This window comes from Spiroplasma endosymbiont of Polydrusus pterygomalis (genome assembly GCF_964030635.1).
GTDB lineage: Bacteria > Bacillota_I > Bacilli_A > Mycoplasmatales > Mycoplasmataceae > Spiroplasma.
This window is the reverse complement of sequence record NZ_OZ034909.1, coordinates 563,891-583,959: the sequence shown is the minus strand read 5'-3', so window position 1 is coordinate 583,959 and position 20,069 is coordinate 563,891. Positions and strand designations below refer to the sequence as shown.

Genomic DNA, 20,069 nt, shown 5'->3' with positions numbered 1-20,069 from the left:
CTTGTTTTTCTCCATTTCTTAATCTTGAAACTTTTTATCAAGATCTATCCTCATTATATATATATATATATATATATATATATATATATACAATCAAAATTAGTAATTATTTTAAAAAATTTTATCTTGTTAAAAAGCTATTATTAAGCGTTTTAAGGGGTAAATTAGCAATTAAATATATTAAGTTTATTTTATTTACATAAAGTGTTGTATTAGTAAAATAATAGTATATAATGAAGGCATAGGTTTAATCTTTTTCCGTAAAAAAGAGTTATGCTGACTTGTTAATCGGACAAGGATAAAAAAAGAGGAGTTTATAAAATGGCACTTACAAAAGAACAATTAATCGAACAAGGTTTAAGTGAAGAAATTGCAGAAAATATCTTAAATCAGTTTAATAATGAAGCAAAACAAATTAGAGAAAGTGTGCAAAAACGCGAAGATGTTATATCAAAAGAAGACTTTATTAAATTATCTAATGAATTAGATGAATTAAAAGCCTTTAAAGATGTTCCATCTACTAAAATTGAAGATATTAAAACTAATTTAGATAAAGTTAGTGGTACTTCTTTGACTGAAAAAATGCAAACTTTAAAAGATGTATCATGTACGATGAACCGGCAAAAAACAACCCTTTTTATTTAACAAGAGTTGTTTTTTGCCGGTTCATCGTACATGATACATCATTAAAAAATTTAAAGTTATCCTTTTTCATAGTTTTATATCCGCCTAATTTATATTTTTTATTTTTAATTATATTTTATAGAAATATTCTTAATAAGAAAAACCGGTATCGCAAGAAGTCTAATAAGTAAAATGATGACGAAAAGCATCAAAACTAGCCCGACATTTTTTGCATAAATATTTTTGTTTTCCTTCGGGATTATGGCCATTTTTAACACAATGATAAGATTTGCAATTAGGGCATTTAATACCTTTATCTCTAAATTTTTGATCAATTTCATTTAAGCGTTTTTGTTTTTTGATTAATTCTGCTTCTTTTTTAACTTTTTCATAAAATTCTAAAAATTGATCATCTGTTAAACTATTTATTAATTCTGCAAGTATTTTTTCCATCAATTATTTGCCTCTCTTTATATTAAAAATATACCTAAAATTAGGTATATTTTTAATATAAAGAGTTTTCGACAAAATTAAAGACAATATTTAACAACTGTTAAACCAATGCATGAATATTTTGTTGAACCAAGTATTAAATATGCGGATATTATTGTGTCATATTACGAAGGAAATGAAATTGCAATTGATATGATTGCAACCAAAATTAAGGCATTATTTTTGGAAAAAAAATCAAAAATCGCATTATTATCTTTTTTAAGGTATAATAATCATTGTTGTAATTTAAAAACAAAGAAGAACGGAGATAACACAATGAATGAAGAAATTTTGTTAACTAAAGAGGGAATTAAAGACTTACAAGAAGAATTAGATAATTTAATTAATGTTGTCCGTCCCGAAGTTATTGAAGAATTAAAAGAAGCTCGTGCCCAAGGAGATTTATCAGAAAATGCTGATTATGATGCAGCGCGTAATCGTCAAGCAGAAGTTGAAGGGCGAATTAAAGAAATTGAATCATTATTAACAAAAGCAAAAGAAATTAAAGAAGTTAAATCAAAAACAGGAATTATTAAATTAGGAAGTACCGTAACTTTTACTAATTTATTAATTAATAAAAAATATGAACTTAAAATTGTTGGGGTGGTTGAAGCGAATCCTTTTGAAAATACAATTTCAAATGAATCACCAATTGCGAAAGCAATTATTGGAAAAAAAGTTGGTGATTTAGTTGAAATCAAAGAAATTCAAGAACCATATAAGGTTAAGATTATAACTGTTGAGTAAATAATAAATTAAGTAATTTTAAAATTACTTTTTTTGAAACTAGTGTTTATTAGGTGTCGCAAAAAAATAAGGTAAACTATTATTAAATTAAGTATCAATTAAATATCATAATTCACGAATCACATTATAAAAAACAATTAAAAATGCAAATTGCAAATGTCACACTTTATTTAATTTCATTATAAAACAATAAAATAAGTATTCAATAGACTTCTTGCGATACTATGATAATCATTGCAAATTAATTCATAAAGAAAAAATACAAATAGGAATTTATACCTCTTATTAATTTAATTCTTATAGTCTTTATAAGAGATGCGTTATTTTGGCACAACAAAAAATGATTTTATTATTTAAAGTTAATTTTCATTCAACTTCTTATATTATTTATAATAACAATTGAAAATTATAGATTGAAGCAATTAAATTAAATCTTAAAGCAAAGCTTTTTCTACGATTGCGATATTTTTCAGTAATAATTTTAAATTTTTTAAGGATAGCAAAAACATTTTCAATAACGATTATCATTTGTGAAATTAGTTTATTATGCTGTTTTTGTTCGTTATTTAAAGTTTTTTGCTTTGTTTTTTTATGCAGAATCAAAACATTCCGATGCATTTTTTGCAAGCCCTGATAACCTGTATCAACTATTACTTTGCTAGCTTTTAAAAGCGGTATTTTTGTTTCTTTAAATAAACGAAAATCATCGGTTTTACCACAAGCAAAATTTGTTGCAATAATAGTTTTGCTTTCTTTTTCGATGATTATTTGTGTTTTGATAGTATGCTTTTTCTTTTTTTCCGGAATAGTATTTTTTTTGTCTTTTTTTTGGGCGTTGGATTGCTGTTTCGGTTGCATCAATAATAATTGTTTTATCATTAAAATATTTATTTATTAATGTTTTTTGCCCAGCAAGTTGTTGAAAGTCATGGTGTTTAATTAAAGTGTTTTCAATTCATTTGATATTACGATAACAATTAATCTCACTAATGCCAAAACTTTTGTCAAGATGAAAATAAGTGCGGTATTCTCTTCAATATGATAAAGTCATTAATAAAAGATTTTCTAATGATAATTTATTAGCTTTTCCGCCTTTTTTAAATTTTTTTAACTCGACTTCTTTTAAAATATCTAACATTTTATTAAAAGTATTTTGTTTTATTCCTGTTAATCGTAATAATTCTTTATCATTAAGAAATTTAAAGTTATCCTTTTTCATAGTTTTATACTCTCCTAATTTATATTTTTTATTTTTAATTATAGACTGCACCCAAAAAAGTAAGTAAAGAAAAAAAGTCTTTGCTAAACTTTTAAAGGAGGTGCATTTTTATATGGCAAGAAAAGGACAAAAATTTAATAAATATACAGCAGATTTTCGAAAAATGATAGGACAAGAGGTTAAAAATAGATTGTATGTATTATTTAAGGGTTTTAATTAATACCTTAGAAATTGTGGAATAATATACCACTTACTTATTTAGATTATATTACTTTTAATTTTATTGTCAATATATTTTTCTATTTTTTTAAATTTTTCCACGACAAAAATACATGTTTATTAAAGTTATTTAATTTATTAGATAAAATTAATGCTGAATTATACTTGTAAGTGCAAGTAAATAAAATTGCAAAAAATCTCATATAAAAATTTTATGATGCTAAGTTTATTTTAGAAAAAATAAAGCAAGGAGTTTTTATATGGGATATAAACATCTTGGCATAGATGAAAGAATTTATATTGAGAATCAATTGAAGTTTAAAATAAAAATTAGTGAAATAGCTAAAAATCTTAATCGAAGTATTAGTACTATTATTCGAGAAGTTAATAGAAATAAAGATAATAATCATTATTTTTCATTAATTGCACAAAATAAAGCAGAAAATAGAAAACAATCACATATTTATTTGATGGAATAAAATATTCGTTTGGTGATGTCTTATTTTAATAAATATTTTATCTATTAAAATAAAACTAACTAAGAAAAAGACAAATTTATCTTTTTTAACCATCTTGATAATAACATAAAATCACAAAATTACAAAACAAAAATAATAATTTATAAAATTATTTAATAAATATTTATTGAATTGTTTTATATTTTAAATAAACACGCTTGCTTGTTGAGAAACATTTTTATTTATTAAAAATTGGTAATTATCATTATTTTTAAAATAATAACTATGTTCTTTTTGCAGGTGATTAGCATCATTTTTGAAATAATAATTATGTTCTCTTTGCAATTTTTTATTTAACTTATTAAGATAAAACTCAATTAAATTAACCCCGTTTTCTTTCGCCATTTTCATTGCAATCATATTTTTGAAAACTTTTTCACTATATGATTTAGAGCCATATCCTTTTAATCATTTGACATTATGTGAAATTTGTGATTCAGTGCAAGACCCCCAATATCAATCTTCTTTATAAACCTTAATCCCATCTTTTCTTTTATTAATATAATTAATAAATTTTTTTATATCTTCTTTTTTATCTTTCAAAAATGGATGTTCTTTAATGTTCTTGATTTTTATTAAATTTTTTAAATATTTTATCGCTTCATCAGGATCGCCACTTTTCAATAATTTATTCATATCTAAATAAATTTGTTTTCTTATTTTTTCGTTATCAGTTAAATTTTTGGTAAGTTTTCTTCTTCGATAAGGAACTATTGTTTTTAATTCTTTCATTAAGTGAAATTCATCTAAAATATAAATTGCACCAATTTCATTAGCGAATTTTTGAATTCATGTTGCTCCATCACCTGCCAGCGTTAACTTACAATTTTCAATATTAAAATTTTGATTTAAAAAATGTAAAAATTCTTTTTTATATTTTTTAATAAGATAATATTTATTTTTTACTGATTTCATAACAATAAAAATCTTTTTATCTCTTAAAACATTTTTGTTTTTAGTACTTTTTACTTCATCATATCCAGTATGGAAATATGCTACTCTAAACATGTTTTTTTCTATTTTTTTATATTTTGTTAAATTACTAAAAGAATCGTCAACTCCAGCATATAAATATGGTGTTTGAACATTTATTTTTTCTGTCTTTGTTTTTAATTGTTCTTTAAATAATTTATCAAAATTAACCTCTTTATTAATATTTGTGATTGTCATATTGGATATGTTTAATTTTGGATACGTATCCTTAATATCTCTTTGTCTTTTGGCACTATCCATTTCTTTTCAAATTGCTATTTTAATAAAAATGCTAATTCTACTTCATTTTTTTCTCCCAATTTTTTTATCAAATAAAAAAACAAATTCATATTTATTAGTATCTTTATTGTAAAAACGAAATAATGTTCTATAAAAAGTAATATCGCCATACTCTGTTTTTTCTGTAAAAGGTCTTTTCCCTCACATAATATAACCATTTTGACCGTTGCAATTTTGTTTTCTTAATTCTTGATCAGTGCTTTCTCATTCTTCTAATATTAATCTTTTTCCTACTTCATTAACATCAATATTTACTTTTTCTCTAAAATTAATAGTATTGAAAATATTTAACATATACTTATATTCCTTTTAAATCATCATTGCATGATAGTAAGATTTTATACTGCTTAAAATAATTTGTCAGCAGTTTTATTACATTATTTTTATCGATAGAAAGATAGAAATTAATTAACCTTCTTATCCTTTTTCTTTTTATTTTTCACTAGTTATTTGTTAAATAACTTTATTGCTTTTCCTCATTTAGGCAGAGTTTCCCTTAGGCATTGGTTTGGTTAATCACTTGCGACTACTCTTCTGCCCCGTGTAGTACTAATTTAATTAGTTGATTAACCTTATCAGATATCCTCCCCACTTCGTTTATTTTTTAGTGTTCCAGCTTGACCACTTTGTGAAATCTTACTATTTATAAAAAATAATTATTCCTTTTCAGAATAATTATTGGTTTTCTTGTCTTTTGATTAACTCTGTTTCAAGATTTTTAATTTTTTGTAAAAGTAAATTTATCATTGTTTTATTTTGAATAGATTTATAGTTTGTTTTTTCATATTCTGTTAATTGGATTTTTAAATTATTAATATTTGTTGTAATTTCTTCTGTTGTTAAATTGGCAAATTCATTAGTTTCATTTTCTTTCATTTCTTTTTTATTATTTTTAATATCATAAAAATATTCTTTATTAAAATTGATATATTCAATTTCTTTTAATTGAAATGGGTTTGTTTTTTCTGATAACTTTAAATCTTTCCATAGTTTTAAAGTTATTTTCATTGGGTTATAGCGTGATATTTTAACAATTCCTTGTCCTTGTTTTAAATTTGCTAACTCACTAGTTAACATTAGCGGATGGCTTTTTAAATTTTTTGAAACACTAATATTGCTTTTATTTTCATTGATACTAATTTGTTCGATTGTTTTTGTACCAAATAATTCGCTATAATATTTAATTGTTTCTAAATCGTTGGTATGTAAGAAAATATGCATTCCACAATTATTTAAAATAATTTTTGCTATTGTATCACCATAATTTAATTTTAATTGGTTGATATCTTGTAATATTAATTGAAAAAAGATGTTTCTACTGCGTGAAATACTAACTCATCTTTCAAAATTATTTATTTTTGTTAAATTAGCAAATTCATCTAAAATAAAATATATTGATTTTTCTAGTTTTTGCTTGATTGTTTTACTTGCGTGATTTGTTAAAAATTGATAAATTTGACTAATTAATATTGCTATTAATTTATAGTAATTATCATTTTCATCACTAAATATGATGTATAGAACTGTTGGATATTCGATAAAATCATTGTAATTAATATCATTTTGGGATGTTAAATTACGAATAAAATCATTGTTAAATATTTCTAAACTTTTTGCAACAGTCATTAAAATACTATCTAGTGTCCGATTTTCTTTACTATCAACTAAAGCCTGGCTTGCGGTGATTTTGGCAATGCTGGTATTTTTTCGATTATTTAGTCATTCAACTAAATCTTTTTTAAAACTAGCGATTGCTGCCACTGATGCCATATTAAATTTGTTAAAAAATAATTCTTGGTTTAAATTTTCTTCGATTTCTGATTTTTTACTAAATTTATTTATTTTATCTTCATAATCTTCTAATATTGCCAAAATAATTCCTTGAACAATCATGCTTGTTGATTCGTTTCAAAATTCATTTTCAATATTTATATTTTTGTTAATTAACATACGACTAAGTGATCTAATTTTATCTTGATATTTTATTTTTCACTTTATTTTTTCTTTTTCGTTATCTGTTATCATCATTTTAATAAAATCATCGTAAATTAATTTTAATGGATTTCAAGTATTTCCTTTCTCTAAATTACGAAAATCAATAACTTTTATTTTATAACCATTTTCTGCTAAAAACCCACTGGTTAAATTATATAATTCACCCTTAGGGTCGGTTATGATCATAGTTGGTTTGGTGGTTGATTTTCCGTTTAAATAAATTGTTGGTACTACTATTCCTTGTGTTTTTCCGCTTGCTGTTGAGCCAACAATAACACTATGAATATTATTTTTTAAGTTAAACAATAAATCTTTTTTATTTTTATTACAGCTAAAAACAAAACCAGTATTTTTATAATTATCTTTGATATTAACTTTATCACCAATATCATCAATTTCTTTTATACTTAATCACTTACTATCCCCAAAATCTATTTTATCGGTTGTTTTAATTGCAGTTTCTTTACTCTTCACTTTACTAAATAAAACAAAATAAAAAAACCAGCAATAAAAAGATAAACTTAATCCAACTGTTATTAATAATCCGTATTCACTTTTAATTATATAATTTCATCATGATAATATTTGAAATTGCTTAATTTCGTTGATAAATATTACCATTTGTTTTCAATTATTAAAAATTGAATAACCTATTCCAAATAATGTTAAACAAAAAATAAAAATTATTGGAACAAAACATAAACCAATTAATAAACTTATTTTTTTCTTTTTAATTTTATTTCACATATTTTTATAACTCTCTTTCTATACTGCTCACCAAATCATAACCTTTTTGCATAATTGGATTGATTTTAAAAACCATTTCATTAAATTTTTGTTCAATTAAACTCATATTTTTAAAATCTGATTCTTTTGGGTTAGTGATAGTAGTGATAATCTTGTAGTATTTCATTTTTTCTGCTAAATCTAAATATTTAGTTAATTGATTTATTTCATAATCTGTAAAATTATTTTCATATCTTAAATATTGTTTAATTTCATAAATTAAACCATCATAATCATCACTGATACCTTTAATTTTGCTAAATTCTTCTATATTATCTTTGGTAGACCTATATTCATCAAATAGAGTATTAATTTCATTTTCTAACTTATTTCGTTCAAATTCTTTAACTTGCCGAAAATTCATCGCATTATAGCTACCTTTACCGCCGATTTCACCAGGTTCGATTTCATAACCTGCTTTTGTTAAATAATTAGCATGATAGCGATGAAATTTGTTTAGTAAATCATCTTTTTGTCTAATTGTAAAAAAACTATTACTACCACCAAAAAGTTTATTCTGACTAATTGTATATCTTTCTTCATTAAGTTTTTTTGAAAAACCTTTATTAATTGGAATTAAATCAAAATGAATATGGGGCGTTGTTTCGTCCAAATGGATTGCTGAATATAGATAACCCATATCTGTACCAAGATTATTTTTCATTCATTGTTTCATAAAATTAATTTCAATGTTAACTCATTCATTTAATTTATTCCAATTGATACTTTCAAGAATTAATTTTCCCATTTTACGTGTTCCAGTAAATTTATCTCATACTTGAATATCTGTAAATTGACATATTCCCATTTTTTCAAATCATTCCTGCCTTGTTCCCGGCAAAATAATGTCTATATAAATATTTTTCTTTTCACAATTATTTTTAAAACTTGTTTTTTGTGCTTCACTATATTTAGTTTGTTGTTTATTTCAATTATCTTCTAATAACTTCATTTTTTCAAATCTTTTTTGTTTTACTATTTCAAAACCTTTGCCATTGTTTGTTATTTCTTTTATGCCATTAACATAGTAAAAATTATATTTTGTAAATTCAGGGTTAACATTTTCGGGTATTTTAATTCTAAAATTATGCCGTATTAATTTATCAACGGCACCATTGATATATTTTTGATATTTTCCAATCGGTGGTGATGACTTAAATTTATATTCTTTTTCCATATTTTATTCCTCCTTATTTTGGAAATTTTTACCCTTTAAAATTTGTTAAATTTAAAAAGCCAAAAGTCCACTCATTATATCTTTTGGCTTTGCCAAAATATTTCAAAAATTTCATTTTTATTTTGTCTAATTAATTGTCTTTTTTTGGAAATTTATTACCATTAAAATATTTTAAATTTTCTTGGTATATTTGTTTTTTCTCGGCTTTTTTAATTAAACATTGTTTATTCAACGCCAACAAAAAAGGGTGCAGTTTTTCTCAATTAACCTCACCCTCAATTTTTCAATCTTTATTTTTAATATAAAAGTTTTGATTTCTAAAAATTGTAATAAAACAATAATCTTTGTTATATTGTAATTTAAAATATTTATTATTTATATTAATACTTGCATAAGGATACAATAAATCTTTTATCCTTAACTCAATTCATTTACTACCTTTATTATCATAATAAGGTTTTGTTAAAATTAAATTACTTGTCATAAGTTGATAACTTATATATTTTTCTGTTTCTTTCATTTTGATAGTTCCTTTCTTTTTAGTTTTTTATTTTAATTATCTTTTTTTCCAAATCCGGCTTTTTCTTTTTTGTTTGCTTGTATTTCAATCCGATATCTTTCAAATCCTGAAACAAAAAATAGTCCTTGTCCTTTTACACTACGAGCAATATAGTCTTTTTCTGCCGATGTTAATCCCCCATAACTTTTATATAAATTAATTACTTTTTCTAAGTCATTGGGTTTTAACCCCATAATAAATGAATATTGACTATTATTTATAATTGCTGTTGTTTTCTTTAAAACGGTTTCATTTTCTACAAAATCAGCGATATTTTGCGTTGCCACAACCAAAGCACCATTATATTTCCGAATCCTTTTTGTCATTTGGTACATAAAATTTAAAGCCACTGGATTATCTTTATCAATTGCTAAATGAGCTTCATCAACAATTATCACTATTTCATTATCATCTTTGAAACGATTTTCTTTTACTTCTTTTTTGATAATATTTAGCATTAAAATTAATTGTGCTGCGTTTGTTTTTTTGTCATCTAAGTCAAACAAATTATAAACATCATAAACAACAAAATTATTTTTAAATTTTATCGTTGTATGTCCATTTCAAAGTGCTTGATATTTTCCATCATTTAAAAAATCTGTGGTAATTAAATCCATAAACTCTTTTAAAAGTTGATTTTTATTATTTTTATATTCTTTTTCTAATAAGTCATAAAAATCACTCATAATTGGAAAATCAATGTTATTAATTTTGTTAATTTCGCTATTATTTGTAATGTTAAATTGGTGATATAATAATTTTAAATATTTTGTTAATAAATTAATTTCTCGCCCGTTAAAATCGGGATAAAGCGTTTTAAATCACTGCTCTAAAAATCGTAAATGATTTGATAATGGCGATGAATTAGCATTTTCCACATCATCAATAAAATTATTATCTAAAATTTGTAAGGGGTTTATTTTTCCGATCGAAGCATCTCCTGCATCAATTCAATTTCCATCATAATATTTGCATAATTCTTGGTATTCTCGTTCAGGGTCAATAACAATAACTTTACGACCCATCTTGATATGATGATTTATCATTTTTTTCATTGTAAATGATTTTCCCATTCCGGATGTACCGAGAATAAACATATTATGGTTTGTTCTTTTGCTCGTAATTTTAAATTGATCTCACAACACAACATTACCCATATTATTCGTTCCTAATCACGCACCTTTTTTATCATATAAACCACTATCAATAAATGGAAATGATGCTGCTAGGGTACTTGTTGGCATTTCTCGGCCATATTTTTTTATTATGATTTTATTGTTATATGGTATAAATCCTTTTAAACCATTAAATTGTTGATATCACAATGGATTAACTTTAATATCCATTTCTTTTAATGCTTTTGTTAATCGTACTTGTGCTTGTGATAATGTTTTTTTATTTGTTCCATAATTTAAAAATAAAATATTAACATTTTTCAATAATTCACCGCCACCATTAACCTCATCAATTAAATGATAGTATGTTTCTAGTTCATAGTTATTTTCATTTGTATTAACATATGATTTTGTCATTACTTGTCTTGTTTGGGTTGTTTGAATAGCACTGTTTATTGCTTTTTTTGTTTCATCATAATTTAGAGGATTTATATTTCAAATGATAGTTTGTTCGTTTGAAAATAAACATGCCCCTCATAAATCATTAATAAATAAAGGATAGTCCTGAATGGTATTAATTGAATAATATAAATCATTTGCTATAAAATAATTTTTTTTAATATTTAGGTAGTTAAATTGCAATAATTTTGCTAAATTATCTTTATTTTTATTAAAATCTGTTTTATTTAATGGTTTTTCATGTGGATTTCACATTAATTTTAAGATTTTTGTTATTTCATAATTAGATAAAATATTACAATTAATTTTTCCTTTATATAATTTATCTTCTAAAAATAATATTTTTTCGTTTAAATCTTGTTCACTATTTCCGTACACAAAAAGAAAAAAACATTTTTCAGTTTTAATTTCATCGTTTATTTTAATTAATTCTTTTTTTAAAAAATTAATATTATTTTTAATTTGTTTTGTAATTTTTACAAATTGATTAAAACTAATTTCTTTGTCTTTATAACGGATTTGCGTTTTATTAATTTGTTTTTGTAAATATTTAATGTTATCATCAAAATTTAATGGTAATTCTAACTTTAATAAAGTTATTGGAAAATTAGCAAATTTAAAAATATCTTGTAAATCTCTTAATCTTATTATTTGCTCTTCACCGCTTAATAAAGTAATGTCAAATCCTTTTATTTGAATTCCTCCAATTAGAGTCTTTTTTAAAGTACCTTTTAAAATTCCGTGAGTTGTAATAAAGTTATTGGTAATAACTTTATTATATGGTACCAGTAAGCTGGTTTTGTTTTTACTATATTTCTTACAACTAAATAAGTAATTAATTTTATAATATAAGCATTGTCACCCCTTTAAATTAGTTTTTTTATTTGTAATAATTAGTGGTAAACTAATTAAAATCATTATTGATGATGATAATAATTTTATTCATAGTTTTCATTGAAAACCAAATATAAACATAATTGTTAATCCAACTCAAACGGCAATTATTAAAACATCTGTTATTGTTATATTGCGTCAAAATCGGTATTTGGCGTCTTTTAGTTTTTTTGGTATTACATTTTTCATATTTTGCGCCTCTTTCTTTTAAATTAAAAACGACATTTAAAATGCCGTTTTAAAAACTATTTTCATATTTATAATATTTTATATTTTAATAAAATAACTTTCAGCGCCTAATTTACCCCTTAAAATGCGTAATAAGGGTATTAAATAAAAGGGGAATAAACAGATATTATTTATTGTTTTTTTATTTCCTTTTTGTTTTTACTTTTTTTATTTTCTATTTTGCCCCCAATTTTTTTATTTAATTGATTTTTAATGATAATTCAAGTTATAAACCCACCAACTATCCCACAACTAATCAAAGTCATAAAAAATAAATTAACTGGTTTTTTTAAAAACTTTTTTCAACCACTTTCATTATTTTCATTAGGTTTGTTAGGATCTGGTTGTTTATTTGGTTTTTCTGGTTTATTTGGATTATTATTTTCTCCATTCCCGTTATTTCCGTTATTTCCATTTGGATTATTGGGATCAATTGGTTTATTGATAATGTTAAGTATAATACCCTCTGTTGGGGGAATTTCATTTGGTTTGTTGGGGGCATTTTCTGTTATTGGGTTGTTTATTAATTTATATGAAGCATTCCCAATAACTTTTAAACTATTATCCAAAGCATAAATAGTAATTTTTAACTCAGCACCTTTATTTTCTTGAATCTTTTTCATAAATTCCTGTAATTCATTATCATTAATATTAATCTTTTTTCCGTTTACTCCTTGCAATGATATTTGATAATCAATATCTTGTTTTAAGATTTCATCTAATTTATTAATTTTAAAACCTTGTTTAATATATTCCATAATATAATTATTAAAAATATTATCTTTTGTTTTATCTTTAAAATTATATTCTTGATTTTGATATTTAATTTTACTTAAATCAATTACTTTATTTTCATCATAATTTAAGTTGTTAATAACTTTAAATTGGTTTGTTTCCCCAATTAGTATCATTGATGTATTTAGTGCTTTTATTTTTATCATTATTTCTTTTGTTTGTTCTTGTTGATTAGTTATTAGTTCATTTAAATCATCATCAATTAATTTTTGTCATTGCTGATTTTTATATATTTGAATAATATAATCTTTGTTTATTGTTGCTAATAAACTAAGTTTATTTATTTCTTGTCAAACATATTTGTTAATTTTATCTCTAATAGTTTTAATATCTTTGGCATTCATTTTTAAAGCACTAATATTTAAATCATTTAATGCCTTAAAATTATTGATACTTTCATTGATTGCTAAATGATTGCGAATATCTGAAACATAATCTCGCCAATATGATAACACTGCTTCATAATTTAATTTTGCTAAATCATTGTCTGTGTTTCACTTTTTATAGTTAATCATGTAATCTTTTAGATGTCTTCCTTGTGTTGTATTTCAAAAATCACTCGCATCTTTACTATCAACTGAATTTAAAAAATACTGATAATTTGAACTTTTATTTTTATCAACATAGATAAATTTGTGTTGATAAAATGGCGGTTGGGTATTACCATTTAAATCATTAAAGCGTTTTTGTTGAATAATAAAATGAAATCACCCAGCACTAGTGTTAACATCACCAGTTTTGTTTTTTTCTAATTGATAGCCATTTTCGAATTTAGTATTTAACTTTTCATTTGATAAATAACGAGTAACTTTTTCAATGTTGTCATTATTGTAAAAGTTTTCAAAACCAGCTCCGACTGCACTTGCTTCTGCTAAATAACCGATATCATAATCATTAATATTACTAGTTTTTATTAAATTTCCATCTTTGTCAATTGGATCTAATGGAAAAGGGGTGTTAGATTGATGTTGAACTCAGATTAATTGCTTTTTCGTCCCTGTTTCTTTATTAATTTCTTTATCATAATTAGGGTTTTTGATTGATTTATTTTCATTGCTAGGGTCTTTGATAAATTCATTTGTTAGTTTTTCATAGTCAATATTCTTTGGCCCTCATCCCATTAATTTTAATTGCAATGATGGGGTAATTGTTTCAATTAAAATTGTTAACTTAAAATTACCACCAACATCTCCCCCAATTTTAGGGTTTGGTCGGTGAATAATTTCAATTTCATATTTATTAACTTTTTCTTTATCATCAAAAGTATGTGTGTATAAACCATTAACAGCGTTTAAATTAACCCCATTTATTTTAACAATATCATAATCAGGATCATTATTATTTTCCTTTGGTTCGATATATTGAAAAAATGTTGTTGTATGATATTTTATTATTCCTTTATTGTATTTATTTTCCCTTCCCTCACCGTTATTAATAACTTCTTCGATATCATTAATCATTGTAACCCCATTTTTATCACTAATTTTTCCTGGTGTTATTAAAATTCGTTCTTGTAATTTACTTTTTCAATATTTTGCACTTAATGAAAAATTGAGTTTTGTTTTAAAAACTCAATTTTCTCATTGTTCTGTTAAATGATTAAAAATATTAAAACTTGTTTTAAGATAATAATTATTATTTTCTGTTATTAAAGCATAATTTGGTTTAATAAGTTTTTTTCATTCAATTATGCTTCCTTTTTTGCTTAAAACATTAAATATTTTATTATCTAAGATAGTTTTAATTGCATTTCAATTACTTTCATCTAAAATATTGGTTGATGTATCACTTTGATAAATAATTGTTTGTTTTAACTCGTTTTCTATTCTATTTTTGGCATTAGCAATATTATAATCGCTATTAAAATTTAAAGGTGTTTTAAATTCTCATATTTCAGAACTGCCATTTTGATAATTTTCAATATTAAAACTTGTTTTAAGATAATAATTATTGTTCCTTTTTTCTAATTGATAATTTGGGTTTAAAAATTCAATTCATTCCTGTGTATTATTATTATCATTTAGTGCTTTTCTGATTTTGCTATCCATTTGCTCTTTAATTTGATTTCAATTATTAGCACTTTGCGGGTTATTATCAATATTAGAATAATAACTAAGCTCTTTATTTAATTCGCTTATTAAACTACTTTTCATCTCATTAAAACTAAAACTCGTATTAAAAATCAATTTATTAACTTTTAATCAGGTTTTAGCTCATGTATTATGAGAATTTCATCCGTTTGTGGCTCTTGCATAAACCAAAAAATCAATTTTAATGCGCTCATCATTATTTTCTAATTGGTATCTTACATCTGCTCATCCTCATTCTGCATTTTGGGTATAACCTTGATAGTGATGAAAAATTTGGGATGTTTTGGCCATGCCACTTATTTGACTTAGATTGATATAATAGTAAGCATTATAATCAACCCTATCTGCTTGGTTATGATCAACATAACCCTCAAAATCTATTTGAATTTGTTTATACTTATTTTTAAAATCATTTCAACTACTTGCATAATCTAAAATATTAACATAATAGTATCCTGATTCTACTTTTTCTGTATAATCACCACTCCAAGTACCGCCAGTTTCGACATCAATATTATTATCTCAATTAATATTTTTCGTAAAACTTGGGGCTGTTGGGTTAAAACTTTTCTTTGCATTTTTATTTATAATTTGTTCTTGTTTTGCAATCGAAAAATTATCATTGAGGGATGATTTAAAAATAAGTGGTTCACTTATACCAATTGTGGCTGTTAATAACAATGGTACCAATATAGTTTTTTTCATATCATATAACCTCCTTTCTGTTTTAAAAAAATATATGTTTGTGTATTACTGAAATATAAAACCACGCAGATAAATGACCCCGCGGTAGATATTATGCAAATTCATTTTCTGAATTTATGAAATCTGGAATAACAAAAATTAGTAATTTTGAAATAACGGACCATAATGGTTAAGCTGGCTAACTATTAATGATAATTTAAATTCATTGACAAACTTTGTAAAAATTATTCAACAGCTTTAACAAAGTTTCTTTAATTTTGTAGAAAACTCTTGATATTTATAGAATATACCTAATTTTAGGTATATTTTTAATATATAGAGGTAAAAAATTGATGGAAAAAATAATTAAAGAATTAAAAAACAGTTTTACAGATGATCAATTTTTAGAATTTGCTGAAAAAATAAAAAAAGAAGAAGAGCTAATCAAAAAACAAAAACGTTTAAATGAAATTGATCAGAAATTTAGAGATAAAGGCATTATATGTCCTAATTGCAAATCTTTTCATTGTTAGGACAATCTAGCAAAATAATTTCTTGTTTTATTAAAACAACACCAAAAACCGCTTGGTATAATCGACAAAAACTAATCCAATCAAAACAATTAGAAAATACTCAATTAAAATTTAAAAAATTAAGTGGTCAAATCCAAATGGATGAAACTTTTATTAAAGAAATCCATAAAGGTAATTTTAAAGATAAATTTGATAAACGAAAAACTCATCTTGATCCATTTTCAACTAATACCAAATGTTGTATTCAAATGGCAGTTGATATCAATAATAATATTTTTGTTCAATCCACCAATACCAAACGATTACAAAAACAATGAATTATTAAAAATATGAATAAGCAATTAATTAAAGAAAAATCATTGATTTTTTCTGACATGCAACCATTATATTTATTAGTAGCAAAACAAACAAATTCTACTCTATATTCTACCAAAACTAGTATAAATCCTGATACTAGTTATCGAAAGTTAAGTAAGATTAGTAAATTACAATCTAGTCTTAAAGAAGCCTTAATTCATTATCATGGTTTAGGTTTCATTAATATTCAAAATTATTTAAATCTATGAAAATGAAAATACCAGCATAAAGGTTTAACACCAAAACAACAATCAACGGTATTATATTTCAACGTTTAAAAATTTAAAGCAAAATCATATTCTTACACAAAATTAGTTTTTAAATTGTCATATTGATGATTTTTTTTATTTCATCAAGAGTTTTCTACAAAATTAAAGCAAAGTTTTATTTTAATTACTTTTCCACTAACTATCTTATCATTTTTTTAAATGATGTCCGGTACATCCTAATCTAATTATTTGAAATATTTTATTTTTATTGCAATTATCACACATATTTTATTCCTCCTTTCTATTTTTAAAAATTATATATAGCTTTTTATTTTATAAAATATATGATCTATAAGATAAAAAAACATCAGCCGAATTGGCATAATAACAAATCATATTAACCATTCACTCGTATTGTAATTTTTAATTAAATATATTGAATTTGTTGCGAAAAAGTATATTCCAATTAAAAAATTGCCAACTCGAAAAACACATATTAAAAATATGAATTTTTTTTTTATTTTATTTCAAAGTTGGATATATTAATCCAATTCACAATCCAATTACTAACAAAAATAACACAAAACAACTTATACTAAAATATAATATTATTCGACAAGTTTTTTTGTATTTCGTTAACTCAATTTGTTTTTTCATTTTTTGCAATTTAATACCAAGAAACTTCCATAAACAAACAAACAAGCCGATTACGGCGATTGTTCCCATCATTCCAATTATTGTATTTAACATCATTTACACTTCCTTTCTTTTTTTATCTCTTATTTGTGGTAAATAACTTGTAAAGTATTCGTTTCAAAATGCTCATATTTTTGTTTGCATACTTTGTTTTGCTAATAACCAATATGCAAATCCCTCTGCCAATAACTCCTCATCATCACTCAATCCATAATTACTGTTAGCAAATATCCTTAACACTTTTTCTTTGTCTAGTTCTGCAAACTTATTTAAGTTATTAATTTTCTGTCCTAAAAATTGCTTTAAATAAAAAATATGATTGATTTTAAATGCTTCTCAATCATAAAAATAAAAGATATGTCCTAATTCACGGATTAAAATATGCAGAAAATTATTGGTTGTAAATTGTCCTTTGTGTCATTCACTATTTATTGTTTTTTCAAACGCACAAGATAAAACCTTTTTGTTTAGCAAAATAGTTTGGTGATTATTTGTTTGTCCCCAAACATTATCATCCCCATCAATCACATTTTCAATTTCTATTTTCCTTAAAATTGAATTAATCATTGTTTTATTTCAAATATTTGAAATAAAATTATAAAATAATAAGATAAGTTGTTTTAAATTATCTTGGTATTTTTGACAAATATTATTAAGTAAATTTTGTCAGTAATTTTGTTGTTCTATTTTTAGATAACTTTGTAGTTGTTCATAAGTACTAAATTCTGTTTTAAATTTAATTGCTAAATTATTATCTGCTTTGCTTAAAAAAACATTTGTTAACCGTTTGATAGTATCTGTCTTATATTGATTAAAGAAAGTTCCTTTATAACCTCGTTTTTGCATTAAAATAGGGTGGGATAAGTATCTTTTTTCTAAATCAATATTTGTTTCTAAATTAATTTTTAAATTATTTTTAAAATTATTTGGCTGTAAATGTGGTTTGTTGGTATCAATATTACCACAACCAATCAACGTCATTGTGTTTGCACATGACAACGAAAATATTACCAACAAACTAAGTAATTTTTTCATCCATTTTTTATCATCCTTTCTATTTTGCCAAAATAAAAAATGGCAATTTAATTAAATTGCACAGTTTCAGATAACTGAGAATTTTAATTAAAAAATGCTTTCATTTCATATTGAAGTGGTGGCATTTTTAAATTTAAAATTTTTCTTTTTTCATTATAATGAATTATATAATTATCTACAATATTTTTTACTTCTAAAATATTTTTACAGTGTGATAATTCTGAGTTCTCGGTTTTAAGAATTGAAAATCAATTTTCAATCGGTGAATTATCTAAACAATTGCCTCTTCTTGACATACTTATATTTATACCGTGTTTTTTTAATAATTTTTCATAAGCTTTTGAAGTGAAATGAATACCTTGATCAGAATTAATAGTTAATTCACCTTTGATTATTTTTCTTTTAATAATTGCTTCTTTGATACAATTATTTACTCAATTTACTGTTGGAGTTGTTGTTAAAGAATAATTTACTATTAAATTACTAAATAAATCCTTGATTGCAAATAAATATACTCATTCTGTGATTGTTTTAACATACGTAATATCAATTGATCACTTTTGATTAGTTTTTTCAGCTTTAAAATTACGTTTTAATAGATATTTATGTCGAATATGTTCATTTGTCATTTTTAAGAAATGATTAATTTTTTTTCTTGTTTTAATTCTTACACTAGAAATTCTATTAGCTAATTTCATATAACGATAAACTGTTGAATTCGACACATTAATTTTTTGCTCTTCCAAAGATAATTTAATTTGTCTGTGTCCTTTAATACTATTTTCTCTATGAATTGCTTTAATTATTTCATATATTGAATAATCAATATTTGGTTGATATTCATCACAATTTTTTGAATATTTATTTCAAGTATCATATGAAATTCTTAATTCTTTTAAATATCATGATAAAGTAATTTTTGAAACTTGCAATTCTGATTTAATAAAAGCAATTTGTTTTCTAATGTTTGTTTTTGTTTTTATCTTTGGAAGAGCTTCAAGCTTTTTTAAAACTTCATTCTCAGCTTTTATTCTTTCATTTTCTTTTTTTAATAAATAGTTTTCACGTTCTAAGGGGTTTTTAAACTTATTTAATTCAAAATCTTTTCGCTTTTTTCGTTCTTTTAGAATTTCTTTATTTTGTTGAAATTGATTTACTCATTTTGAAATAGTTGCTAAACTAATATGATATTCTTTTGCTATTTCACTATAAGATTTATTGTTAATTGAGTATTCATTAACAATTTTTTCTTTAAATTCAAAAGAATGATCTTTAGACCCTTTTATTTTACCTTTAGCCATATAAAAATGTTTCTCCTAACTTTATATATTAATAATAATCTAGAAAAATTTTTATTTATATATCT

15 protein-coding genes are annotated in these 20,069 nt (G+C 23.3%); 5 read left to right on the top strand and 10 right to left on the bottom strand.

From position 1 onward, the window contains the following. The first annotated feature begins 321 nt into the window (after positions 1–321). A complete protein-coding gene (locus tag ACQH23_RS03780; RefSeq protein ID WP_425378973.1) occupies positions 322–645 on the top strand; it encodes a hypothetical protein in 324 nt (107 codons plus the stop codon). 159 nt (positions 646–804) lie between these two features. Here the strand turns inward: ACQH23_RS03780 and ACQH23_RS03775 are convergent, their stop codons facing one another. Next, positions 805–1,077 carry an IS1/IS1595 family N-terminal zinc-binding domain-containing protein gene (locus ACQH23_RS03775; RefSeq protein WP_425378972.1) on the bottom strand — a complete coding sequence of 91 codons (273 nt, stop codon included), beginning with the start codon at positions 1,075–1,077 and terminating at the stop codon, positions 805–807. 315 nt (positions 1,078–1,392) lie between these two features. Here ACQH23_RS03775 and greA point away from each other — a divergent pair, with 315 nt between their 5' ends. Continuing rightward, positions 1,393–1,863, top strand: a complete 471-nt coding sequence (gene greA, locus ACQH23_RS03770) for a transcription elongation factor GreA (protein WP_425378971.1) — start codon at positions 1,393–1,395, stop codon at positions 1,861–1,863. A 387-nt stretch (positions 1,864–2,250) separates the two neighbouring features. Here the strand turns inward: greA and ACQH23_RS03765 are convergent. Continuing rightward, positions 2,251–3,082 (bottom strand): IS5 family transposase gene (locus tag ACQH23_RS03765; RefSeq protein ID WP_425379304.1). Its coding sequence is split into 2 segments (ribosomal slippage): positions 2,251–2,661 and positions 2,663–3,082, totalling 831 coding nucleotides; the frame shifts between segments, so codons are not numbered across the junction. A 479-nt stretch (positions 3,083–3,561) separates the two neighbouring features. Between ACQH23_RS03765 and ACQH23_RS03760 the strand changes: the two genes are divergently transcribed. Beyond that, entirely contained in the window at positions 3,562–3,780 is a 219-nt protein-coding gene (locus ACQH23_RS03760; RefSeq protein ID WP_425378970.1) for a helix-turn-helix domain-containing protein, read from the top strand. Positions 3,781–3,963: 183 nt separating this feature from the next. Here ACQH23_RS03760 and ACQH23_RS03755 read toward each other — a convergent pair whose 3' ends face one another. From ACQH23_RS03755 to ACQH23_RS03730, 6 genes are all read right to left on the bottom strand, one after another. Beyond that, a complete protein-coding gene (locus ACQH23_RS03755; protein WP_425378969.1) occupies positions 3,964–5,385 on the bottom strand; it encodes an Mbov_0401 family ICE element transposase-like protein in 1,422 nt (473 codons plus the stop codon). 381 nt (positions 5,386–5,766) lie between these two features. Then, on the bottom strand, positions 5,767–7,560 hold the full coding sequence (locus tag ACQH23_RS03750) for a VirD4-like conjugal transfer protein, CD1115 family (protein ID WP_425378968.1): 1,794 nt from the start codon (positions 7,558–7,560) through the stop codon (positions 5,767–5,769). Between the two features lie 277 nt (positions 7,561–7,837). Continuing rightward, positions 7,838–9,049 (bottom strand): plasmid recombination protein, encoded by a 1,212-nt coding sequence (locus ACQH23_RS03745; protein WP_425378967.1) that lies wholly within the window; start codon positions 9,047–9,049, stop codon positions 7,838–7,840. Positions 9,050–9,179: 130 nt separating this feature from the next. Further along, positions 9,180–9,569, bottom strand: coding sequence for a hypothetical protein (locus ACQH23_RS03740; RefSeq protein WP_338955147.1), 390 nt, complete (start codon positions 9,567–9,569; stop codon positions 9,180–9,182). 32 nt (positions 9,570–9,601) lie between these two features. Beyond that, entirely contained in the window at positions 9,602–12,265 is a 2,664-nt protein-coding gene (locus tag ACQH23_RS03735) for an Mbov_0397 family ICE element conjugal transfer ATPase (RefSeq protein WP_425378966.1), read from the bottom strand. Positions 12,266–12,435: 170 nt separating this feature from the next. Then, positions 12,436–15,894: an Mbov_0399 family ICE element protein gene (locus ACQH23_RS03730; protein WP_338955143.1), complete on the bottom strand. Its 3,459-nt coding sequence runs from the start codon at positions 15,892–15,894 to the stop codon at positions 12,436–12,438. Between the two features lie 332 nt (positions 15,895–16,226). Here ACQH23_RS03730 and ACQH23_RS03725 point away from each other — a divergent pair, with 332 nt between their 5' ends. After that, positions 16,227–16,406 (top strand): hypothetical protein, encoded by a 180-nt coding sequence (locus ACQH23_RS03725; protein ID WP_338955141.1) that lies wholly within the window; start codon positions 16,227–16,229, stop codon positions 16,404–16,406. Next, the gene (locus ACQH23_RS03720; RefSeq protein ID WP_425378965.1) at positions 16,400–17,041 is read left to right on the top strand and encodes a transposase; all 642 of its coding nucleotides are present in this window, start codon (positions 16,400–16,402) and stop codon (positions 17,039–17,041) included. Before ACQH23_RS03725 ends, ACQH23_RS03720 begins: the two co-directional genes overlap by 7 nt. Before the next feature lie 684 nt (positions 17,042–17,725). On the opposite strand, the gene ACQH23_RS03715 is transcribed toward ACQH23_RS03720, so the two are convergent. Then, positions 17,726–18,703 (bottom strand): hypothetical protein, encoded by a 978-nt coding sequence (locus tag ACQH23_RS03715; protein ID WP_338955134.1) that lies wholly within the window; start codon positions 18,701–18,703, stop codon positions 17,726–17,728. A gap of 83 nt (positions 18,704–18,786) precedes the next feature. Further along, the gene (locus tag ACQH23_RS03710; RefSeq protein WP_425378142.1) at positions 18,787–20,004 is read right to left on the bottom strand and encodes an IS3 family transposase; all 1,218 of its coding nucleotides are present in this window, start codon (positions 20,002–20,004) and stop codon (positions 18,787–18,789) included. Between the last annotated feature and the right edge of the window lie 65 nt (positions 20,005–20,069).